Raw genomic sequence first — 19,416 nt, 5'->3', positions numbered from 1 at the left:
GGGGCCGCGCGGCGGGCGGCCCGGGGCTGCGCGCGCCGGAGGACGCCGTACGGCGCGACGGGGCGCCGGCGCGGGCTGCCGCCGCGGGGCCGCTCAGGCGAAGGAGCGCAGCGCCTGCAGCAGCTCCGGCGCCCGGCGGTCGTACTCCCGGGCGCCCAGCCGGATCCCGCCGAGCAGCACGGCGACGCCGACCCCGGGAGCCACGACCACCGTCAGCGCGACGAGCACCGCGTTCCCGGTGAGCACGGCGGCGACCGCGAGCGCGACGCCCGGCAGGCACAGCGCACCGAGGACGAGCATCCCGACCCACTGGGTCACCATCGTGGCGAACGACGAGCCCTGCGGCGTCGTGAACGGGCTCTCCCCCGGCTTCGGCACGGGGTAGACGACGCGCGCCGAGAACACGCTCGCCGCGCCCACGCCCGTGAGCAGGACGCCGAGCGAGCCGGCGAGCACCGGCAGCGTCGCGCCCCACCGGCCGGAACCGGCGAGCACCACCACGTCGGTCACCAGCACCGCCGCGCCGCCCACGAGCAGGCCGGCCAGCGCCCGCCCGGCCCTGTCCGCGCGGCCGTCGACGGGTGCGGCGACGTGCGTCCAGAACGCGGTGTAGTCGGACGAGACGTCCGTCGACAGGGACCACCCCATGACGAACGCGACCAGCAGCCCCGCCCACAGCAGCGACGTGCCGCCCCGCCCGAGGAACCACAGCAGCAGCACCATCACCGGCACCACGGCCACCGCGCCGGCGTAGCGGGCGTCGCGCACCCAGTACGTGAGGCAGCGCGCGGCCACGGCCCCGGTCGGCGTGGCCGGCAGCCGCCCGAAGAACCCGAGACCGGTGCTGCGCGCCGCCGGGCCGGCCCCCGGCGGCCGCACCAGCGCGGCGGCCATCGACCGGTCCCACACCAGCGCGCCGAGGGCGACGGAGGCGCACGCGACCGCGAGCTTGCCGAGCGCGGCGAGCCACGCCCCGGCGGCGACGTCCGCCGCGAGCGCCCACGGCGCCCCGAGCGGGGTCCACCCGACGACGACGGCCACCCCGGGCAGCGCGTCCGCGACCGCGCTGAGGCCCGCGGTGACACCGATGACGATCGGGCCCGCGAGGATCAGCGGGACGAACGCCAGCACGGCCGCCACCTCGCGGAACCGCCGCCCGCTCACCAGCGGCGCCAGCAGGGTGGTGAGCGCCCGGGAGCCGACGACGCACAGCGCGACGCCCAGCGCGGCGCCGACGAGGGCGGCGACCGCCGCGAGCGGGGTGCGCCACCACACCAGGGCGGTCGCCGCCGAGATCACGGTCGTCGCGACGCCCGGGAGCCCGACCAGCCCGCCGACCGCCAGCCCCAGCAGCAGCGTCCGGCGCCGCACCGGGAACAGGCGGAACCGGTCCGGGTCCAGCGTGCTGTCCACACCGAACGCCACGAGCGGCAGGAGCCACCAGCCGGCGACCAGCAGTGTCCCCCCGAGCACGACGACGGTGCGGGCCAGCTCCTGGTCGCGCTGCACGCCGAGCGCGACGAGGCCGGCCACCGCGAGGACCACCAGGAACGCCGTGTAGGCACCGCCGAGCACCAGCCCGACGACGCGCCACGTGCTCCGCCGCAGACCACCCCGCAGCAGCGCCAGCTTCAGTCGGACGAGGTGTGCAACCACGCCAGCCCCTCCTCGCTGCGGCGGCCGCCGACCAGCTCCACGAAGCGGTCCTCCAGGGACGCCGCGCCGCGCACCTCGTCCACCGTGCCCTGCGCCAGCACCCGGCCGGCCGCGATCACGGCGACGTGGTCGCACATGCGCTGCACCAGGTCCATGACGTGCGACGACACGACCACCGTGCCGCCGTCCGCGACGTACGACGCGAGGATGTCCCGGATGTTCGCCGCCGACACCGGGTCGACCGCCTCGAACGGCTCGTCCAGCACGAGCACGCGCGGGGCGTGGACGAGCGCGCACGCCAGCGCGATCTTCTTGGTCATGCCCGCCGAGTAGTCGACGACGAGCGTGTCGGCGTCCGCGGTGAGGTCGAACGCCCGCAGCAGGTCGGCGGTGCGGTCCCCGACGGTCGCGCGGTCCAGGCCGTGCAGCAGCCCGGCGTAGGTCACGAGCTGGGCACCGGTGAGGCGGTCGAACAGGCGGACGCCGTCGGGCAGCACGCCCAGCATGCGCTTGACGGGCAGGGGGTCGGACCACAGGTCGTGGCCTCGCACGACCACGCGGCCGAAGTCGGGGCGCAGCAGGCCGGTGGCCATCGACAGCGTCGTCGTCTTGCCGGCGCCGTTCGGGCCGACGAGGCCGTACAGCGAGCCGGCCGGCACCTCGAGGGAGACGTCGGCGACGGCGATCTTGGTGCCGAACCGCTTCCACAGGCCCTGGATGGACAGGGCCGGCGCCGCGGACGGGGGCGAGGCGGGGGCCGGCGCCGCGTCCGCCGCAGCGGCGCCGCCGGACGGGGCCGCGTCGTCGGGCCGGGCAGGGCTCAGGGGCTCGTCCGCGGTCATCGGCCCAGCATAGGAGGGGTGCGCGCCCGGCCGCCCGGCATCCGCCACCCGGACGGGCGCGCGGATCCCGGGCCGTGTCGGTGGTGGCTGGCAGGCTGCGGCGCATGACGGATCTCGCGCTCGTGGTCGCGCTCGCCGGCTCGCTGTTCGTCGGCGTGGCGGTGGGCTGGCTCGCCGCGTCCGGTCGCTCCGCGGCGCGCCTGCGGGCCGCGGAGGTCGAGGCCGCGCGGTGGCGCGCGTCCGCGGAGGTCCGGGGCGAGCTCGGCGGGACGGCCGGCGAGGAGCGGCAGGCGGACCGGTTCCGGGCGCTCGCCGCCGACGCGCTCGCCCAGAGCAGCGAGCAGTTCCTCGCGCTGGCGCACCAGAGCCTCGCCGCACGGCACCAGGAGCAGTCCGGCGACCTGGCCCAGCGCGAGCAGGCCGTCCGGGCCCTCGTGGACCCGCTGGCGCGGACGCTCGACGCGGTGCGCGCGGAGCTCCGCACGGCCGAGCAGGCGCGGGCGCAGGGCGACGCGGCGCTCGGCGAGCAGGTGCGCCAGATGCGCGAGGAGGCCGGGCGGCTGCGGGAGGAGACCGCGCGGCTCGTGACGTCGCTGCGGTCGTCGCAGGTGCGGGGCCGCTGGGGCGAGGTGCAGCTGCGCCGGGTCGTCGAGGCCGCCGGGATGCTGCCGCACGTCGACTTCGTGGAGCAGGACCAGGTCCGCACGGACGACGGGCTGCTGAGGCCCGACATGGTGGTGCACCTGGCGGGCGGCAAGCGCGTGGTGGTGGACGCCAAGGTGGCGTTCCTCGGCTTCCTGGAAGCGGTCGAGGCGACGGACGCGGCGGAGCGGCAGCGGCGCACCGCGGCGCACGCACGGCACGTCCGCGCCCACGTCGACCAGCTCGCCGCGAAGCGCTACTGGGACCAGTTCGCGCCGGCGCCCGAGTTCGTCGTGATGTTCGTGCCGGCGGAGGCGTTCCTGCACGCGGCGCTCGACGTCGACCCGGGGATCGTCGAGCGGGCGTTCGAGCAGAACGTCGTGATCGCCACCCCCATGACGCTGCTCGCCCTGCTGCGGACCGTCGCGTACGCCTGGCGGCAGGACGCGCTCGCCGACAACGCCCAGGCGGTCCTCGACCTGGGCAAGGAGCTGCACGGCCGCATCGCGACGCTCGGTGGGCACCTGTCCAAGGTCGGCCGGGCGATCGACGGCGCGGCCACGGCGTACAACCAGTCGATCGCGTCGCTCGAGTCGCGCGTCCTCGTGTCCGCGCGCCGGTTCGCGGACCTGCGCGTCGTCGACACCGACCTGCCCACGCCGCAGCCGGTCGAGCGGCGGCTATCGGTCGTCACCGCCCCGGAGCTCGTGGCGTGGGAGGAGGCGCGCGTCGTGGGGCTGGACGGCGGGACCGTGCCCGGACCCGGCGACGAACGCCACCGGTCCGCGGCACTGGGTGCGCTGGACGACGCGGTGCTCGGGGAGCCCGGTGGGATCGCGGCGCCGGACGAGCACGGCACCCGGGGCGGCGCGCCGGCCTGACCCGGCCGACGCTCAGACCGGGCGGACCGCCAGGTCGCGGCGCTCGCCCCGGCGGGGCCGCGGGTCGTCCGCACCCGCCGCGCGCAGGTCCGACCGCAGCTCCCTCGGCAGCGAGAACATGAGGTCCTCCGTCGCGGTGCGGACCTCCTCCACGTCGGCGAAGCCGTGCGCCGCCAGGACGTCCAGCACGTCCCGCACCAGGATCTCGGGCACCGACGCCCCCGACGTGACACCGACCGTCCGGGCGCCCGCCAGCCACGCGGGATCCACCTGGGCGGCCGAGTCCACGCGGTACGACGCCCCCGCGCCGGCCTCCAGAGCCACCTCGACCAGGCGCACCGAGTTCGAGGAGTTCGCCGACCCGACCGTGAGGACCACGTCGCACTCCGGCGCGAGCTTCTTCACCGCCACCTGCCGGTTCTGCGTGGCGTAGCAGATGTCGTCGCTCGGCGGGTCCTGCAGCAGCGGGAACCGCTCGCGCAGCCGGCGCACCGTCTCCATCGTCTCGTCGACGGACAGCGTGGTCTGCGAGATCCACACCACGCGGCTCTCGTCCCGCACGGTCACGTCGGCGACAGCCTCGGGGGACGCGACGACCTGCACGTGGTCCGGCGCCTCGCCCTGCGTGCCCTCGACCTCCTCGTGACCCGGGTGCCCGATCAGCAGCACGTCGAGGTCGTCGGCGGCGAACCGCACCGCCTCGCGGTGCACCTTGGTGACGAGCGGGCACGTCGCGTCGATGGTGCGCAGCGACCGCGCCGCGGCGGCTGCTCGCACCGCGGGGGAGACGCCGTGGGCCGAGAACACCACGCGCGCGCCCTCCGGCACCTCGTCGGTCTCGTCGACGAACACCGCGCCACGCGCCGCGAGCGTGTCGACGACGTGGCGGTTGTGGACGATCTCCTTGCGCACGTACACCGGGGCCCCGTAGTGCTCCAGCGCCTGCTCCACGGCGACGACCGCGCGGTCGACCCCGGCGCAGTACCCGCGCGGGGCGGCCAGCAGCACACGCCCGCCGGTGCGGGCGTCCGGCGCGGGCGCGGTGTCAGGCGTCACCGCGCCAGTCTAGGCGGCGGTCGCGCGGCGACGACCGGAGGCACCGGCGGTCGCGCCGGGGTGTCGGGGCGGCGTGGCAGGGTGGGTGCGTGCAGCAGCCCTCCCCCGACGTCCCGCGCGCCGCCGCCGGCCCGCGCCCGGGGACGCCCCCGACGGACCTCCCCGCACGGGCCCTCGACACGACGGCGGAGCGCCCGTGGCCGGTGCGGCTGCTGTCCGTGAAGATCGCCGACTACGTCGCGAAGATGTCCCCGCTCTGGGTCGAGGGCCAGGTCGTGCAGCTGAACCGTCGCCCCGGCGCGGGGATCGCGTTCCTCACGCTGCGCGACACGGACACGGACATGTCGCTGCCTGTGTCGCTCCCCGCCCAGGTGCTGGCCTCGGTGGCGACGCCGCTCAGCGAGGGCGCGCACGTCGTGGTGCACGCGCGCCCGACGTTCTGGACCAAGCGCGGCACGCTGCAGCTCAACGCCGACGAGGTCCGAGCCGTCGGGATCGGCGAGCTGCTCGCCCGCATCGAGCACCTCAAGCGCGTGCTGGCGGCCGAGGGGCTGTTCGACGCCGAGCGCAAGGTCGCGCTGCCGTTCCTGCCGCGGGTCGTCGGCCTGGTGTGCGGCCGGGAGTCCAAGGCCGAGCACGACGTCGTCGTGAACGCCCGCGCCCGCTGGCCCCAGGTGGAGTTCGTGATCCGCGAGGTCGCGGTCCAGGGCGCCGGCGCCGTGCCGCAGGTCAGCCGGGCGATCGCCGAGCTCGATGCCGACCCGCGGGTGGAGGTCGTGGTCGTCGCGCGCGGCGGCGGCTCCGTGGAGGACCTGCTGCCGTTCAGCAACGAGGCGCTCGTGCGGGCCGCGGCGGCGTGCCGCACACCGCTGGTGTCGGCCATCGGGCACGAGACGGACACCCCGCTGCTCGATCTCGTCGCGGACTACCGCGCGTCCACCCCGACGGACGCCGCCAAGCGCATCGTGCCGGACGTCGGCGAGGAGCGGGCTCGAGTGGCCCAGGCCCGGTCGCGCATCCGGGCCGCCGTAGAGCACCGGGTGGCACGGGAGGCCGCGGGGCTCGAGCAGGTGCGCAGCCGCCCCGTCCTCGCGCGACCCGGCACGATGGTCGAGACGCGCGAGGCGGACGTGCACCGGCTGCGGGAGACCGCGCGGCGCTGCCTGGACCACGCGCTCACCGGTGGGGCCGCGCAGGTGCGGTCCCTGGCGGCGCAGGTCCGGGCGCTGTCGCCGGCGGCGACCCTGGAACGCGGGTACGCCGTGGTGCAGACCACCGACGGGGCCGTGGTGCGGGACGCCACGAGCGTGGCCGCGAAGGACTCGCTGCGCGTGCGGCTGGCCCGGGGGGAGCTCATCGCATCGGTCGTGGCGGTGGCACCGGGCCGGCGCCGGCCCGCGGACGCGGACGCCGCGACGGACGCGGACGCCGCGGCGGGCGGGGCCACCGGCTCCTGACCGCGCGCGGCGGCGCCGGGACGGCCCTGCCCGGCGACGGCGCAGGGGCCGGGCGGCGCGCGGCACTCCCTCCGGGTGCCGGCTCGACGGCCGGGCTCGAAGGCGCGCGGCACTCCCCCGGGCACCGGCTCGACGGCCGGGATCGGGAGGCCCGCGGCACTCCCCGGGCACCGGCTCGACGGCCGGGCTCGGGAGGCGCGCGGCGCGTCCCCGGACCGGCGTCCCGGGCCGGGTGTCCTCGGTCGTTGGTTAGATGGGACCCGTGAGCGCCACCACCCCCGCACCGGACGCCCCGGGCGTCGCCGAGCTGTCCTACGAGCAGGCCCGTGACGAGCTGGTCGCGGTCGTCTCCCGCCTGGAGGCCGGTGGCGCGACCCTGGAGGAGTCGCTGGCGCTGTGGGAGCGCGGCGAGGCGCTGGCCGCCCGCTGCCAGGAGTGGCTCGACGGCGCGCGGGCCCGGCTGGACGCCGCCCGGACCTCCGACGACGCCCCCGACGCACCGGCCGGTGAGGGCCGCCCGGCCTGACACCCACTGGCCGCCCGGTCCCCTGATCCGCCCGACCTCCGACCGACCCCGTCCACCGGCACCGCAGCCGGACCGAAGGAGCAGCATGTCCGAGCAGTCCGCCCCCGCCACCGCCCGCGCGCTCGTCGTCGGGGAGGCCCTCGTCGACGTCGTGCTGCGGCCGGGCGACGAGCCCGCCGAGCACCCTGGCGGCAGCCCCGCGAACGTGGCGATCGGCCTCGGCCGGCTCGGGCGCCGCGTGGACCTGCTCACCTGGCTCGGGGACGACGCCCACGGCGACCTGGTGCGCACGCACCTGGAGTCCTCCGGCGTCCACGTGCTCGCCGGGGACCGCCGACCGGAGCACACCCCGGTCGCCCGCGCGCACGTCGACGAGGCCGGCGTGGCGAGCTACGAGTTCGACCTGACGTGGGACCTCCCGGACCGCTGGGACGAGGGCGACGGCGAGGCGCTGGTCGTGCACACCGGGTCGATCGCCACGGTCATCGAGCCGGGCGGCGAGGCGGTCGCCCGGCTGCTCGCGGACCGCAGGGAGGGCGCGACGCTGACGTACGACCCCAACCTGCGGCCCGCGCTCATGGGCTCTCCGGAGCAGACGCTGCCCGTCGTGGAGCGGCTCGTCGGCCTGGCGGACGTCGTCAAGGTGTCGGACGAGGACCTGGGCTGGCTCCACCCGGGTGTGCCCCCGGTGGAGGTCGCGCGCGACTGGGTCGGGCGCGGACCGGCGCTCGTCGTGGTGACACTCGGCGGCGAGGGCGCGCTGGCGGTCACCGCGGGCGGCGACGAGCTGACCGTGACGGCGCCGCGGGTGCAGGTCGCGGACACCGTCGGCGCGGGCGACTCGTTCATGGCCGGGCTGGTCGACGGCCTGTGGACCGCCGGCCTGCTCGGCGCGGACGCGCGCGAGCAGCTGCGGGAGGTCGACGTGGCGACGGTCGAGCGGGTGCTCGCGCGCTGCGTGGCGATCGCCGCGATCACCGTGTCGCGCGCCGGCGCAAACCCGCCCACGTCCGCGGAGCTCGGCGAGGCCTGACCGTCCCGGCGGGCCCGTACGCCGGCCGGGGTCGTCACGTCCGGCCGAGGTCGTCACGCCGACGTGACGACCTCGGCCCGAGCTGACGACCTCGACGGCGGAGCCGGGGCGGCAGCCCGGCCGGGGGTCAGCCTGCCTGGCGGTGCCGGCCCGCGGACGGCTCGCGGCCGCCGGAGGGCTCGCGTCCGCCGGACGGCTCGCGGTCGGGCGCGCGGCCGTCCGACGGCGTGCCGTCGTCCGAGCGCTCCGCGTCGCGGTGCGCCCGCTCCAGCGCCGCCCGGCGGTCCTCCTCCGTCTCGGCGTCGATCCGCTTCGCGGCCTCGTCGTCGTACGTGAGGTTCTCGCCCGACTCCGGGTCGAACACCAGCAGCCGCCGCGGGTCGAACCACAGCTCCGCGCGGCTGCCGTCACGCACCCGGCTCTCGGACCCCAGCGCGACGACGACCTGGGTGCGCATGCCCTCTCCGTCGAGGTCCCGGTCGAGCTCCTCGAGCTTCGCCGCGACGTCGGCGTGCGTGTCGAACGGGATGTACGCGTACAGCTCCGCGCCGAGCCACTCCACGACGTCCACGTCGGCCTCGAACCGCACACCGCCGTCCCGCTTCGTCCCGTCCATGACGCGCGCGTCCTCGACGTGCTCGGGGCGCAGGCCGACGATCACCAGGTCGCGTCCGTCGACGCGCTGCCGCAGGTCGTCCGTGAGGGGCACCTCGGCGAACGGCAGCACCAGGGAGTCGCCGCGCACCTCGCCGGGCATGAAGTTCATCGGCGGGGACCCGATGAACCCCGCGACGAACAGGTTGACGGGCTGCTCGTACAGCGCCCGCGGGCTCGCGACCTGCTGCAGCTCGCCCTTGCGGAGCACGGCGACCCGGTCGCCGAGCGTCATCGCCTCGGTCTGGTCGTGCGTGACGTAGACCGTGGTGGTGCCGAGCCGGCGCTGCATCCGGGCGATCTCGGTGCGCATCTGCCCGCGCAGCTTCGCGTCGAGGTTCGACAGCGGCTCGTCGAACAGGAAGGCGCGGGCGTCGCGGACGATCGCGCGGCCCATCGCGACCCGCTGCCGCTGCCCGCCGGAGAGGTTCGCGGGCTTGCGGTCCAGGTGCTCGCGCAGCTCGAGGGTGTCGGCCGCGAACTCGACGTGCGAGCGGATCTCGTCCTCGGTGAACTTCCCCTTCTGCAGCCGCAGCGGGAACGCGATGTTCTCGAACACGGTGAGGTGCGGGTACAGCGCGTAGTTCTGGAACACCATCGCCAGGTGCCGGTCGCGCGGCGCCTTCTCGTTGACCACCTCGTCGCCGATCCTCAGCTCCCCGGACGTGATGTCCTCGAGGCCGACGATCATCCGGAGCAGCGTCGACTTCCCGCAGCCGGACGGGCCGACGAGGATGACGAACTCGCCGTCCTTGATGTCGAGGCTGACGCCGTTGACCGCCGGGTAGCCGTCGCCGTACTCCTTGACGATGTCCGTCAGGGTGATGGATGCCATGGGTTCCTCCTCGTGCGCGCCCGGGGCGTCAGCCCTTGACGGCGCCCTGGGTCAGCCCGGAGACGATCTGGCGCTGGAACAGCAGCACCAGGACGACGACGGGAACGGTGACGACGACCGCGGCGGCGGAGATGGCCCCGGTCGGCTCCTCGAACTGGGAGGCGCCGGCGAAGAACGCCAGCGCCGCGGGGACGGGGCGCGCGGCCTCGGTGGACGTGAGCGAGATGCCGTACACGAAGTCGTTCCACGCGATGAAGAACGCGATCAGCGCCGTGGTGAAGACCCCGGGTGCGGCCAGCGGGACGATGGCCTTGCGGAACGCCTGCCAGGTGGTGGCGCCGTCGACCTGGGCGGCCTGCTCGAGCTCCCAGGGGATCTGCCGGAAGAACGCCGTGAGCGTCCAGATGGAGATCGGCAGCGTGAGGGACAGGTAGGGGATCACCAGACCCGGCCACGTGTCGTACAGCCCGATGGACCGCCAGAGGTTGAACAGCGGCGTGACGATCGAGATGACCGGGAAGATCGACACCGCGAGCGCCGTGGTGAGGATCAGCTTGCGGCCGGGGAACTGCAGGCGGGCGATCGCGTACGCGGCGAGCGTCGACAGGACCACGGAGATCGCGGTGGCGATCAGCGAGATGCCGACGGAGTTGCGCAGGGACGACAGGAACAGGTCCTGCGCGGACCCGTCGGGCGCGAGGATCTCCCGGTAGTTCCCGAGCGTCCAGGTGGTCGGCAGGAACGTGCCGCTGTTGAGGTCGCTCGACAGCTTGAACGACGTCGCGAGGATCGACGCGACCGGGAAGAGCGCGTACACGAGCACCGCCAGCGTGATCGCGGCCCAGGCGATCTTCTGCCGGCCGGACATGGCACCCATCAGCGGTCCCCCCTCGCGCCGGCCAGGTCGACCTTGAAGATCTTGATCGCGATGAAGCAGATGATGAGGACGCACACGAAGAGCAGCACCGAGATCGCGGACCCGAGCCCGATCTCGAGCCGGCCGATGGAGGTCCGGTAGGCCAGCAGCGACAGCACCGTGGTGTTGTTCGCGCCGTTGGTCATGATGAAGACGTTGTCGAAGATGCGGAACGCGTCCAGCGCGCGGAACAGCACGGCGACCATGATCGCGGCCTTCATGTTCGGCAGGACCACGCGCTTCATGCGCTGCCACCACGTGGCGCCGTCGACCTGCGCGGCCTCCTCGAGGTCGCCCGGGACCTGCGCGAGGCCGGCGAGCAGCAGCAGCGAGATGAACGGCGTGGTCTTCCAGACCTCGGAGGCGATGATGACGAACAAGCTGGTGCCGGTGCCGGCGAACCAGTTGAGGTTCTCGTCGATGCCCGGTACCCAGTCGAACCACTGGTTCACGTACCCGGAGTCGATGGCGAACGCGTAGAACCACGCGAACGCCGAGACGACGGTGATGATCCCGTAGGGCACGAGGATGGCGGTGCGCAGCAGGCCGCGCAGCCGGGTGACCGCCCGGTGCATGACGAGCGCGAGCGCGAACCCGAGCACCAGCTCGATCGCGACCGTGACCAGCATGATGATCGTGGTCACCAGCAGAGAGCCCCAGAACACGGGGTCGGTGAGGATCACGGCGTAGTTGCCGAGCCCGATGAACGCGCGGTCGTCCGGCGCGGTCAGCCGGTTGCGGAAGAGCGACTCGTAGAGCGCCTGCAGGATCGGGTAGGCGGTGACGGCGAGCATCACCACGAACGCAGGGCCGGCGAGGAGCCAGCCGAGGCGTGCCTCGGCGCGGGCGCGGTCGCTGCGGCGCGGCTTGCCGGACCGCTCAGGACCGGCACCCCGGGTGCTGCGCGACGCGGCGGCCGCCGTCGCGCCCGTGACCTCGGTGCTCATGTCCCCGCCCCCTCGGGTCGCGCGGGATGGGCGTCCTCTCGTCGGTTCACAGCAGGCGCTCCCCTCGCAGCACGGCGGTGATGAAGTCGGTCGACTCCTGCGGCGTGGAGTCAGGGTCGACGGCGGTCGGCGGGTGCCACGTCTCGACCAGACCCTGCGAGACCTCGTTGTAGTACGGGGTCTGCGGGCGGGGTGCTGCCTGCTCCAGCGACTGCCGGATGACGTCCGCCATCGGGAACGTCTCCTGCACCTGCGGGTCGTCGTAGGCCACGGTGCTGGCGGGCGGGTTGCCGTCGGAGACGAAGTACGCCGCCTGGTTCTCGGGCGCCACGATGCATGCCGCCGCCTGGTACGCCTCGTCGACGTGCTCGCTGAACGCGCCCACCCCGAGGTTGATCCCGCCGTACGGCGGTGCGGCGTCCTCACCCTCGACGACCTGCGGGTAGACGGCCCAGCCGACGTCGTCGAGCACCGCCTGGTCGAGCGTGCCGTCCTCGACCGCGCCCTGCATGGCCGGCCAGACGAACGGCCAGTTCACCATGAACGAGCCGCTGTCGCCCTGGAACTGCGAGAGGGAGGCGTTCTCGTCCTGCGTCGGCAGGCCGGGGCCGCCGAGCCCCTCGGAGCCGATCTCACCGATGATGCGGGCCGCCTCGCGCCCGGCGTCGGAGTCCAGCCCGAGCTCGACGTCCTGCGCGTCGGCCTCGGGGGTCTCGACGACGTGGCCCCCGGCGGACTCGATCAGCGCGTTGATCCACACGGTGTAGGCCTCGGCCTTGATGCCCTGCACCCCGAGGCGCTTGTCCTGGTCGCGGGCCGCGTCCATGACCTGGTCCCACGTCACGGGCTGCGACATGTCGAGCCCGGCGGCCTCCGCCACGGAGGTCCGGAACCACAGCAGCTGCGTGTTCGCCCAGAACGGGACCGTCACGAGATCGCCGTCCCAGGAGGCGCCCTGCAACGCGCCCTCCGCCACGTCCTGGCTGACCTGCTCGGCGACGTCCGGGGGCACCGGCGCGAGGAACCCGGCGTTCGCGAGCTCGGGGATGAACGGCGGGTCGAGGCTCATGAGGTCGATCGAGGAGTCCGAGGCGGCCAGGCGGCGGGCGAGCTGCTCGCGCTGCGCGCTGGCCTCGCGCGGCAGCACGGAGACCTCGATGCGGTAGGCGCCGTCGGCCTCCTCGGTGCACTGCTGCGCGAGCGCCGCCTGCCCGCCGGCGTCGGGGTTGGTGTACCAGGTCAGGACCGGGGTGTCGTCGGCCGGGGCGCACGCCGCGAGCCCCGCGCCGAGCGCGAGCACGGCCCCCGCGGCGATCCCCCTCGATCGTCTGCGCACCGTCACCGCTCCCTCCCCTGGTGCCGCGGGCGCCGGACCTGCGCACCCGCGGCGTCTGCCACGCGTCCCCCCAGTGCTACCCCGGTCCCGGCGGCCCTGCCACCGGAAGCGGGCGGCGGCGCGCATGGTGCGCTTCGCACGGTCGACGTGCCGGACGCCGGTCGGACCGGCGGGTGCGCACCCGCCGGGCGATGTGATCATGTGGGCATGGCACACCCCACGTCCCCCGCCGAGGCCTGGTCCGCGCTGCGCGACGGCAACGACCGGTTCGTCCGAGGCGCGATGGAGCACCCGTCCCAGGGCATCGACCGCCGGGCCGAGGTGAGCACCGGCCAGGCGCCGTTCGCGGTCGTCTTCGGCTGCTCGGACAGCCGCGTCGCGGCCGAGATCATCTTCGACCAGGGCCTCGGCGACGTGTTCGTGGTCCGGACGGCGGGCCACGTGCTCGACACGACCGTCATCGGGTCCATCGAGTACGGCGTCGAGGTGCTGGGCGCGTCCCTCGTGGTCGTCCTCGGGCACGACTCGTGCGGCGCGGTCGCGGCGGCGACCGCCGCGCTGACCACCGGGGAGCTGCCGCGCGGGTTCGTGCGCGCCGTCGTCGACCGGGTGATCCCCAGCATCGTGTCGCTCGCCCACGGGCCCGACGCCGACGGGCGGCCGCGGGACCTCGCGACGGTGGACCCCGCGGAGCTCGGGCACGAGCACGTGCGGCACACCGTCGACATGCTGCGCTCGTACTCGGTGACGCTCGCGGAGGCGATCGACGCCGGCCGGTGCGCGGTGGTGGGCGTGGAGTACGCGCTCGCCGACGGCCGGGCGCGGCTGACGTCCGCCGTCGGCGAGGTGGGTGACGAGCCTGTCGCCTGACCGTCGCCCGCGCGGCCGGCGCCGCCCACGACGCGCGGGTGTGACGTGCGCCATAACCCGGGACGAAGGTCCCGGACGGTCGGGCCGGCGGCACGCCGCGGTGGCAGGATGCCGCGCATGAGCCTGCACGCCGACGACGACGTCCAGTACCGCACCGAGCACGACACGATGGGCGAGGTCCGGGTCCCCGCCGCCGCGCTGTACCGCGCGCAGACCCAGCGCGCCGTCGAGAACTTCCCGATCAGCGGGACGACGCTGGAGCGCGGCCACGTCGCGGCACTGGCGCAGATCAAGAAGGCCGCCGCCCTGGCGAACGCCGAGCTGGGCATCCTCGACCGCGCCGTCGCGGACGCGATCGCCGCCGCGGCCGACGAGGTCGCCGACGGCCGGCACGACGCGCACTTCCCCGTGGACGTCTACCAGACCGGGTCCGGCACGTCCTCGAACATGAACATGAACGAGGTGCTGGCCACGCTCGCGTCGCGGGCGCTCGGCGCGGACGTCCACCCCAACGACCACGTCAACGCCTCCCAGTCCTCCAACGACGTGTTCCCGACGTCCGTCCACGTCGCCGCCACCGCGGGGGCCGTGCAGGACCTGGTGCCGGCGCTGGAGCACCTCGCCGCCTCGTTCGAGCGGCTGGCCGAGCGCCACGCGGGCGACGTGAAGTCCGGCCGCACCCACCTCATGGACGCCACCCCGGTGACGTTCGGCCAGGAGTTCGGCGGGTACGCGGCAGCGGTCCGCCGGGGCGTCGAGCGCGTGCAGGCCGCCCTCCCCCGGGTCGCCGAGGTCCCCCTGGGCGGCACGGCGGTCGGCACCGGCATCAACACCCCGGCCGGCTTCCCGCAGCGGGTCATCGCGCTGCTCGCGCAGCACACCGGGCTGCCGCTCACCGAGGCCCGCGACCACTTCGAGGCGCAGGGCGCCCGCGACGGGCTCGTGGAGCTGTCCGGCGCGCTGCGCACCATCGCCGTCAGCCTCACGAAGATCTGCAACGACCTGCGCTGGATGGGCTCCGGTCCCAACACGGGGCTCGGCGAGATCCGGATCCCGGACCTCCAGCCGGGCTCCTCGATCATGCCCGGCAAGGTCAACCCGGTGGTCCCCGAGGCCGTGCTCATGGTGGCGGCCCGGGTCGTCGGGAACGACGCGACGGTGGCGTGGGGCGGCGCCAGCGGGTCGTTCGAGCTCAACGTGCAGATCCCCGTCATGGGCCACGCGGTGCTGGAGTCCGAGCGGCTGCTCGCCGCCGCGTGCCGGGTGCTCGCCGACCGCTGCGTCGACGGCATCGAGGTCGACGTCCAGCGCGGCGCCGCGTACGCGGGCTCGTCGCCGTCGATCGTCACGCCGCTCAACCGGCTGATCGGCTACGAGGCGGCCGCGAAGATCGCGAAGCACGCGGTCGCGCAGGGCGTCACGGTGCGGGAGGCGGTGCTCGCACTCGGCTACGTCGACCGCGGGGAGCTCACGGAGCAGCAGCTGGACGAGGCCCTCGACCTGCTGAGCATGACCCGCCCGAAGGCCTGACCCGCCCGAAGGCCTGACCGCGCGCGGGGCCGTCCGCCGCGGCGCCGGTTCGGGTGCCGTTCGGATCCATGCGGCCGGACACGCCGGGCGCGTCGGTGCGTGCGGATCCGAACGCCCCGGAGGGGGCGGCAGCGGGACGGGTCAGGCGGGCCCGGTCCGGGCAACGCGCTGACCCGTCCGGCGCGCCGTCAGAGCTCGATGCCCTCCAGCAGCTCCGTCACCAGCGCCGCCACCGGCGACCGCTCCGAGCGGGTCAGCGTGACGTGCGCGAACAGCGGGTGGCCCTTGAGCGCCTCGATGACCGCCGCGACGCCGTCGTGCCGGCCGACCCGCAGGTTGTCCCGCTGGGCGACGTCGTGGGTGAGCACCACGCGCGAGGACTGCCCGATGCGGGACAGGACCGTGAGCAGGACGTTCCGCTCGAGGGACTGCGCCTCGTCGACGATCACGAACGCGTCGTGCAACGACCGGCCGCGGATGTGCGTGAGAGGCAGCACCTCGAGCAGGTCGCGGTCGAGGACCTCCTCGACCACCTCGCGGCTCACCACGGCGCCGAGGGTGTCGAACACCGCCTGCGCCCAGGGGTTCATCTTCTCGGACTCGTTGCCGGGCAGGTAGCCGAGGTCCTGGCCGCCGACCGCGTACAGCGGGCGGAACACCATGACCTTGCGGTGCTGACGGCGCTCCAGGACGGCCTCGAGCCCCGCGCACAGCGCCAGCGCCGACTTGCCGGTGCCGGCCCGTCCGCCGAGCGACACGATGCCGACCTGCTCGTCCAGCAGCAGGTCGATCGCGATGCGCTGCTCGGCGCTGCGGCCGTGCAGCCCGAACACGTCCTGGTCGCCGCGGACCACCTGCACGTGCTTGTCGGCCGTCACGCGGCCCAGCGCCGACCCCCGGGGGCTGTGGATCACCAGGCCGGTGTGGCACGGCAGCGACGGGGCGTCCTCGACGTCCGCGAGCGGCAGGCTGTCGTGCTCCCAGAGCTGCGCCATCTGCTGCTCGGTGAGGTCGAGCGCGTCCATCCCGGTCCACCCCGAGTCGACCGCCAGCTCGTGCCGGTACTCCTCGGCGCGCAGACCGATCGCGGACGCCTTGATGCGCATCGGCAGGTCCTTGGACACCACCGTCACGTCGTGGCCCTCCGCCGCGAGGTTGGCCGCGCACGCCAGGATGCGGGTGTCGTTGTCGCCCAGACGGAAGCCGGCCGGCAGCACGCCCGGGTCGATGTGGTTGAGCTCCACCCGCAGGGTCCCGCCCAGCTCGCCGACCGGGAGCGGCGCGTCGAGGCGCCCGTGCTGCACCCGCAGGTCGTCCAGCATGCGCAGCGCGGTGCGGGCGAAGTACCCGAGCTCCGCGTGGTGGCGCTTGCCCTCCAGCTCGGTGATCACGACGACGGGGAGCACCACGTCGTGCTCGGCGAACCGCAGGATCGCCCTCGGGTCGGACAGCAGGACGGACGTGTCGAGGACGTGTGTCCTCCGCCCCTCCCCCGGCTGCTCCGTCGAGACGGTGGCGGTTCCCAGCTTGCTGACCACGGCAGGCTCCCTCCGGCGCCGATCAGCGCCGCATCGGGCCCCTCGCGCCGTCCGTGCCCCGAGGGGCCGTGCGGCACGCGGTGACGGGACGAGGGCGGCCGGCCCGGGTGTCGGGCCACGACCGGCCCTCCTCCCGGAGCGGATGCTCCATGGGCTGGCCTCCCCGGGACGGCGGGCGCCGTCCGTTGCTCCCGGACGCTACGCCCGGCGTCCGGGGGCGCGGCGCGCGCGACACGCCCGCGGCGCGGCGCGAAACCTGATGTTCACCCCGCGTGCGCCTACCGGCCGTGCCGGCGCTCCCGCGCGGCGTAGTCGCGGACCGCGCGCAGGAAGTCGACCCGCCGGAAGTCCGGCCAGTACGCCTCGCAGAAGTAGTACTCGGAGTGCACGGACTGCCAGAGCATGAACCCGCCGAGCCGCTGCTCCCCAGAGGTGCGGATGACGAGGTCCGGGTCGGGCTGCCCCTTCGTGTACAGGTGGTCCGCGATGTGCTCGACGTCGAACGTCGCGGCGATCTCGTCCAGCGAGGCGCCCTCGGCCGCGCGCTCGGCCAGGTACGACCGCACCGCGTCCGCGATCTCGCGGCGGCCGCCGTAGCCGATCGCGACGTTCACGTGCAGCCCGGCGACGTCAGCGGTCGCGGACTCGGCGTCCCGCAGGATGCCGCGCGTCCGCTCCGGCAGCAGGTCCAGCGAGCCGACAGCCTGCAGCCGCCACTGCCGGGTCGCGGCGAGCTCGCGCACGGCGTCCTCGATGATGCCGAGCAGCGCCTCGAGCTCCTCGGGGTCCCGGGTCAGGTTGTCGGTGGACAGCATCCAGAGGGTCACGACCTCGACCCCCACCTCCTCGCTCCACTGCAGGAGGTCGGCGATGCGGTCGGCGCCGCGCCGGTGCCCGGTGGCCGTCGACTCGCCGAGCTGGCGCGCCCAGCGCCGGTTGCCGTCGAGGATGACCCCCACGTGGCGCGGGACCCGGTCGCGTGGCAGCGAGGCGGCCAGCCGACGCTCGTACAACCCGTAGAGCGGGTGGGGCAGGCGCACGCGCGGAACTCCTTCGCCGGGAGGGGTGGCGGTGCTCACGGTACCGCCCGGCCGCCTCCGGACGACCGCGCTCGCTGGGGGCGCGCGGAGGAGGGTTCGTGCAGGACCCGCGAACCTACGCCCCCGTAACCTACGCACTCGTAGGTTACGCTGCTGGCGACATCACCGAGCCGAGGAGGGATGCGCCGTGAAGGTCGCCGACACCGCCGAGCAGGTCGCGCAGGCCGTCAAGCCACGGCTGCGCGGCTGGATCCACGCCGGCATGTTCCCGCTGGCCACCGCAGCGTCCGTCGTGCTCGTGGCGCTCGCGCCGACGGCGAGGCTCACGATCGCCTCCGCGGTGTTCGGCGGGGCCGCGATGCTGCTGTTCGGCACCAGCGCCGTCTACCACCGCGGCACCTGGTCGCCCCGCGTCGCCGGCGTCCTGCGCCGCATGGACCACACCAACATCTTCCTCGTCATCGCCGGCACCTACACCCCGCTCGCCGTGGCTCTGCTGCCCACGGCCACCGCCCGCACGCTGCTCGTCATCGTGTGGTCCGGGGCGCTCGTCGGCCTGCTCGCACGCGTCTTCTGGCTCGGCGCCCCGCGCTGGGTGTACGTCCCCGTGTACATCGCCCTCGGCTGGGTGGCGGTGTGGTTCCTGCCGGCGTTCGGACGCGCACCCAACGGCGGCCCCGAGGTCATGTGGCTCGTGATCGCCGGTGGCCTCGCGTACACCGTCGGCGCCGTCGTCTACGGCCTCAAGCGACCGAACCCCAGCCCCCGGTGGTTCGGCTTCCACGAGATCTTCCACCTGCTGACCGTCGTCGGGTTCACCTGCCACTACGTGGCCGCCGCGCTCGCCGTGCTGCGCTGACCCGGCCGATACGGTGGAGGCCATGTCCGCCGTGCCTCCCGCCCACGACGCCCCCGACCCGGCGCAGGTCCGCGCGCTCATGCGCGAGATGCGCCGCCTCGCCCTGACGTACAAGTTCGGGATCGACGAGGTCATGACGAAGATCGCGATCCTGCGCGACGAGTTCCGCCACATGCAGGACGACAACCCGGTGGAGCACGTCGGCTCGCGGCTGAAGTCGTTCGAGTCGATCGCGGCGAAGTGCCGGCGCAAGGGCATCCCGCTGGACCCCGGGGCCGTGCGCTCCCAGATGTTCGACATCGCCGGGGTGCGCGTCACGTGCTCGTTCGTGTCCGACATCTACCGCCTGCGGGACATGCTGATCGGCCAGGGCGACCTCACGCTGCTCGAGGAGCGCGACTACATCGCCCACCCCAAGCCGAACGGGTACCAGTCGCTGCACCTCATCGTCCAGGTGCCGGTCTACCTGTCCGACCGGGTCGAGGACGTCGTCGTCGAGATCCAGCTCCGGACCATCGCGATGGACTTCTGGGCGAGCCTCGAGCACAAGATCTACTACAAGTACGCCGGTCAGGTACCGCGCCACCTCACCGACTCGCTCAAGCTCGCGGCCGACGTCGCCGCGTCCCTGGACACGTCGATGGAGCGCATCCACCACGAGGTCAAGGCCCTCGCCGGGGAGCAGCCGGCAGCCACGGCGGAGGTCGAGCAGGCGCTCAGCCCCGAGGACATCCTGCGCTCGTTCTGGCCGGCGCCCGACACGCAGCTCGACGCCGAGGGCCGCCCGCGCGTCTGAGC

General features: G+C 74.6%; 17 protein-coding genes. 8 read left to right on the top strand and 9 right to left on the bottom strand.

Annotated elements, in window-relative coordinates:
* Window positions 1–93: 93 nt before the first annotated feature.
* Together K5O09_RS04230 and K5O09_RS04225 are read right to left on the bottom strand one after the other, a co-directional pair.
* On the bottom strand, window positions 94–1,656 hold the full coding sequence (locus K5O09_RS04230) for a hypothetical protein (RefSeq protein ID WP_222171587.1): 1,563 nt from the start codon (window positions 1,654–1,656) through the stop codon (window positions 94–96).
* The gene (locus K5O09_RS04225) at window positions 1,632–2,498 is read right to left on the bottom strand and encodes an ABC transporter ATP-binding protein (RefSeq protein ID WP_222171586.1); all 867 of its coding nucleotides are present in this window, start codon (window positions 2,496–2,498) and stop codon (window positions 1,632–1,634) included. Before K5O09_RS04225 ends, K5O09_RS04230 begins: the two co-directional genes overlap by 25 nt.
* 104 nt (window positions 2,499–2,602) lie before the next feature.
* Here K5O09_RS04225 and rmuC point away from each other — a divergent pair, with 104 nt between their 5' ends.
* A complete protein-coding gene (gene rmuC, locus K5O09_RS04220) occupies window positions 2,603–4,021 on the top strand; it encodes a DNA recombination protein RmuC (protein ID WP_222171585.1) in 1,419 nt (472 codons plus the stop codon).
* Window positions 4,022–4,033: 12 nt separating this feature from the next.
* Here the strand turns inward: rmuC and K5O09_RS04215 are convergent, their stop codons facing one another.
* The gene (locus tag K5O09_RS04215; protein WP_222171584.1) at window positions 4,034–5,077 is read right to left on the bottom strand and encodes a 4-hydroxy-3-methylbut-2-enyl diphosphate reductase; all 1,044 of its coding nucleotides are present in this window, start codon (window positions 5,075–5,077) and stop codon (window positions 4,034–4,036) included.
* A gap of 89 nt (window positions 5,078–5,166) precedes the next feature.
* Here K5O09_RS04215 and xseA point away from each other — a divergent pair, with 89 nt between their 5' ends.
* From xseA to K5O09_RS04200, 3 genes are all read left to right on the top strand, one after another.
* A complete protein-coding gene (gene xseA / locus K5O09_RS04210; protein WP_222171583.1) occupies window positions 5,167–6,534 on the top strand; it encodes an exodeoxyribonuclease VII large subunit in 1,368 nt (455 codons plus the stop codon).
* A 253-nt stretch (window positions 6,535–6,787) separates the two neighbouring features.
* A complete protein-coding gene (locus K5O09_RS04205; RefSeq protein ID WP_222171582.1) occupies window positions 6,788–7,060 on the top strand; it encodes an exodeoxyribonuclease VII small subunit in 273 nt (90 codons plus the stop codon).
* An 85-nt stretch (window positions 7,061–7,145) separates the two neighbouring features.
* The gene (locus K5O09_RS04200; protein ID WP_222171581.1) at window positions 7,146–8,093 is read left to right on the top strand and encodes a carbohydrate kinase; all 948 of its coding nucleotides are present in this window, start codon (window positions 7,146–7,148) and stop codon (window positions 8,091–8,093) included.
* Between the two features lie 127 nt (window positions 8,094–8,220).
* Here K5O09_RS04200 and K5O09_RS04195 read toward each other — a convergent pair whose 3' ends face one another.
* The 4 genes from K5O09_RS04195 to K5O09_RS04180 are packed head-to-tail and all read right to left on the bottom strand — an operon-like array spanning window position 8,221 to window position 12,781.
* Complete coding sequence (locus tag K5O09_RS04195) at window positions 8,221–9,582, bottom strand: ABC transporter ATP-binding protein (RefSeq protein WP_222171580.1); 1,362 nt, start codon at window positions 9,580–9,582, stop codon at window positions 8,221–8,223.
* Between the two features lie 28 nt (window positions 9,583–9,610).
* On the bottom strand, window positions 9,611–10,459 hold the full coding sequence (locus K5O09_RS04190; RefSeq protein WP_304518600.1) for a carbohydrate ABC transporter permease: 849 nt from the start codon (window positions 10,457–10,459) through the stop codon (window positions 9,611–9,613).
* Complete coding sequence (locus K5O09_RS04185; protein WP_222171579.1) at window positions 10,459–11,445, bottom strand: carbohydrate ABC transporter permease; 987 nt, start codon at window positions 11,443–11,445, stop codon at window positions 10,459–10,461. The genes K5O09_RS04190 and K5O09_RS04185 overlap by 1 nt, the downstream gene beginning before the upstream one ends.
* 46 nt (window positions 11,446–11,491) lie before the next feature.
* The gene (locus K5O09_RS04180; RefSeq protein ID WP_255596100.1) at window positions 11,492–12,781 is read right to left on the bottom strand and encodes an extracellular solute-binding protein; all 1,290 of its coding nucleotides are present in this window, start codon (window positions 12,779–12,781) and stop codon (window positions 11,492–11,494) included.
* A 207-nt stretch (window positions 12,782–12,988) separates the two neighbouring features.
* Here K5O09_RS04180 and K5O09_RS04175 point away from each other — a divergent pair, with 207 nt between their 5' ends.
* Together K5O09_RS04175 and K5O09_RS04170 are read left to right on the top strand one after the other, a co-directional pair.
* A complete protein-coding gene (locus tag K5O09_RS04175) occupies window positions 12,989–13,651 on the top strand; it encodes a carbonic anhydrase (protein WP_222171578.1) in 663 nt (220 codons plus the stop codon).
* 117 nt (window positions 13,652–13,768) lie between these two features.
* Window positions 13,769–15,181, top strand: coding sequence for an aspartate ammonia-lyase (locus K5O09_RS04170; protein ID WP_222171577.1), 1,413 nt, complete (start codon window positions 13,769–13,771; stop codon window positions 15,179–15,181).
* A gap of 188 nt (window positions 15,182–15,369) precedes the next feature.
* On the opposite strand, the gene K5O09_RS04165 is transcribed toward K5O09_RS04170, so the two are convergent.
* Together K5O09_RS04165 and K5O09_RS04160 are read right to left on the bottom strand one after the other, a co-directional pair.
* On the bottom strand, window positions 15,370–16,719 hold the full coding sequence (locus K5O09_RS04165; RefSeq protein WP_222171576.1) for a PhoH family protein: 1,350 nt from the start codon (window positions 16,717–16,719) through the stop codon (window positions 15,370–15,372).
* A gap of 278 nt (window positions 16,720–16,997) precedes the next feature.
* Entirely contained in the window at window positions 16,998–17,759 is a 762-nt protein-coding gene (locus K5O09_RS04160; protein WP_222171575.1) for an isoprenyl transferase, read from the bottom strand.
* A gap of 187 nt (window positions 17,760–17,946) precedes the next feature.
* Here K5O09_RS04160 and K5O09_RS04155 point away from each other — a divergent pair, with 187 nt between their 5' ends.
* Window positions 17,947–18,618, top strand: coding sequence for a hemolysin III family protein (locus tag K5O09_RS04155; RefSeq protein ID WP_255596097.1), 672 nt, complete (start codon window positions 17,947–17,949; stop codon window positions 18,616–18,618).
* Window positions 18,619–18,640: 22 nt separating this feature from the next.
* Complete coding sequence (locus K5O09_RS04150) at window positions 18,641–19,414, top strand: GTP pyrophosphokinase family protein (RefSeq protein WP_222171574.1); 774 nt, start codon at window positions 18,641–18,643, stop codon at window positions 19,412–19,414.
* Window positions 19,415–19,416: the final 2 nt, after the last annotated feature.

It is taken from the genome of Cellulomonas sp. C5510, from assembly GCF_019797765.1.
In the GTDB taxonomy this organism is placed as follows: Bacteria; Actinomycetota; Actinomycetes; order Actinomycetales; family Cellulomonadaceae; genus Cellulomonas.
Note: the sequence above shows the minus strand (reverse complement) of the source record. Positions and strands in the feature narration are given on the sequence as shown.

What these genes read in the sequence shown, in the direction of transcription:
- K5O09_RS04190 (WP_304518600.1), bottom strand. Translation starts at nt 10,459, where the DNA reads ATGGGTGCCATGTCCGGCCGGCAGAAGATCGCCTGGGCCGCGATCACG.
- K5O09_RS04225 (WP_222171586.1), bottom strand. Translation starts at nt 2,498, where the DNA reads ATGACCGCGGACGAGCCCCTGAGCCCTGCCCGGCCCGACGACGCGGCC.
- K5O09_RS04150 (WP_222171574.1), top strand. Translation starts at nt 18,641, where the DNA reads ATGTCCGCCGTGCCTCCCGCCCACGACGCCCCCGACCCGGCGCAGGTC.
- K5O09_RS04205 (WP_222171582.1), top strand. Translation starts at nt 6,788, where the DNA reads ATGGGACCCGTGAGCGCCACCACCCCCGCACCGGACGCCCCGGGCGTC.
- K5O09_RS04200 (WP_222171581.1), top strand. Translation starts at nt 7,146, where the DNA reads ATGTCCGAGCAGTCCGCCCCCGCCACCGCCCGCGCGCTCGTCGTCGGG.
- rmuC (WP_222171585.1), top strand. Translation starts at nt 2,603, where the DNA reads ATGACGGATCTCGCGCTCGTGGTCGCGCTCGCCGGCTCGCTGTTCGTC.
- K5O09_RS04185 (WP_222171579.1), bottom strand. Translation starts at nt 11,445, where the DNA reads ATGAGCACCGAGGTCACGGGCGCGACGGCGGCCGCCGCGTCGCGCAGC.
- K5O09_RS04195 (WP_222171580.1), bottom strand. Translation starts at nt 9,582, where the DNA reads ATGGCATCCATCACCCTGACGGACATCGTCAAGGAGTACGGCGACGGC.
- K5O09_RS04170 (WP_222171577.1), top strand. Translation starts at nt 13,769, where the DNA reads ATGAGCCTGCACGCCGACGACGACGTCCAGTACCGCACCGAGCACGAC.
- K5O09_RS04175 (WP_222171578.1), top strand. Translation starts at nt 12,989, where the DNA reads ATGGCACACCCCACGTCCCCCGCCGAGGCCTGGTCCGCGCTGCGCGAC.